This window comes from Pseudoramibacter porci, from assembly GCF_009696145.1.
In the GTDB taxonomy this organism is placed as follows: domain Bacteria; phylum Bacillota; class Clostridia; order Eubacteriales; family Eubacteriaceae; genus Pseudoramibacter; species Pseudoramibacter porci.
Genome location: NZ_VUMO01000035.1, coordinates 1 through 1,119 on the forward strand (window position 1 = coordinate 1; position 1,119 = coordinate 1,119).

At 48.7% G+C, this 1,119-nt stretch carries 2 protein-coding genes; both read left to right on the forward strand.

Going from position 1 to position 1,119, the window contains the following annotated elements; translation table 11 throughout:
• Nucleotides 1-151 precede the first annotated feature (151 nt).
• On the forward strand, nt 152-856 hold the full coding sequence (locus FYJ52_RS09990) for an IS6-like element IS26 family transposase (protein WP_001067855.1): 705 nt from the start codon (nt 152-154) through the stop codon (nt 854-856).
• 5 nt (nt 857-861) lie between these two features.
• A partial coding sequence (locus FYJ52_RS09995; protein WP_205960836.1) for a TetR/AcrR family transcriptional regulator occupies nt 862-1,119 on the forward strand: 258 nt, incomplete at its 3' end.

Sequence of the window (1,119 nt, forward strand, 5' to 3'; positions counted from 1 at the left end):
TTTCCCGTTGAATATGGCTCATAACACCCCTTGTATTACTGTTTATGTAAGCAGACAGTTTTATTGTTCATGATGATATATTTTTATCGGCACTGTTGCAAATAGTCGGTGGTGATAAACTTATCATCCCCTTTTGCTGATGGAGCTGCACATGAACCCATTCAAAGGCCGGCATTTTCAGCGTGACATCATTCTGTGGGCCGTACGCTGGTACTGCAAATACGGCATCAGTTACCGTGAGCTGCAGGAGATGCTGGCTGAACGCGGAGTGAATGTCGATCACTCCACGATTTACCGCTGGGTTCAGCGTTATGCGCCTGAAATGGAAAAACGGCTGCGCTGGTACTGGCGTAACCCTTCCGATCTTTGCCCGTGGCACATGGATGAAACCTACGTGAAGGTCAATGGCCGCTGGGCGTATCTGTACCGGGCCGTCGACAGCCGGGGCCGCACTGTCGATTTTTATCTCTCCTCCCGTCGTAACAGCAAAGCTGCATACCGGTTTCTGGGTAAAATCCTCAACAACGTGAAGAAGTGGCAGATCCCGCGATTCATCAACACGGATAAAGCGCCCGCCTATGGTCGCGCGCTTGCTCTGCTCAAACGCGAAGGCCGGTGCCCGTCTGACGTTGAACACCGACAGATTAAGTACCGGAACAACGTGATTGAATGCGATCATGGCAAACTGAAACGGATAATCGGCGCCACGCTGGGATTTAAATCCATGAAGACGGCTTACGCCACCATCAAAGGTATTGAGGTGATGCGTGCACTACGCAAAGGCCAGGCCTCAGCATTTTATTATGGTGATCCCCTGGGCGAAATGCGCCTGGTAAGCAGAGTTTTTGAAATGTAAGGCCTTTGAATAAGACAAAAGGCTGCCTCATCGCTAACTTTGCAACAGTGCCAGAAAATATGTCTACGCGAAAACCCCGTCAGGCACGAGCCAAAGTCACTGTCGATACCATTATTGAAGCAGGTTTTATTGCTGTAGCATTGCATGGACCAAGTGGTACCACTACACGTCATATTGCAGAAATTGCAGGGGTGAGTGTGGGGTCACTCTATGAGTATTTTAAAAACAAAGAAGAAATTTATGATGCGATGAATCACTACTTT

Coding starts and splice junctions, on each gene's coding strand:
- FYJ52_RS09990 (WP_001067855.1), top strand. CDS start 152: ATGAACCCATTCAAAGGCCGGCATTTTCAGCGTGACATCATTCTGTGG.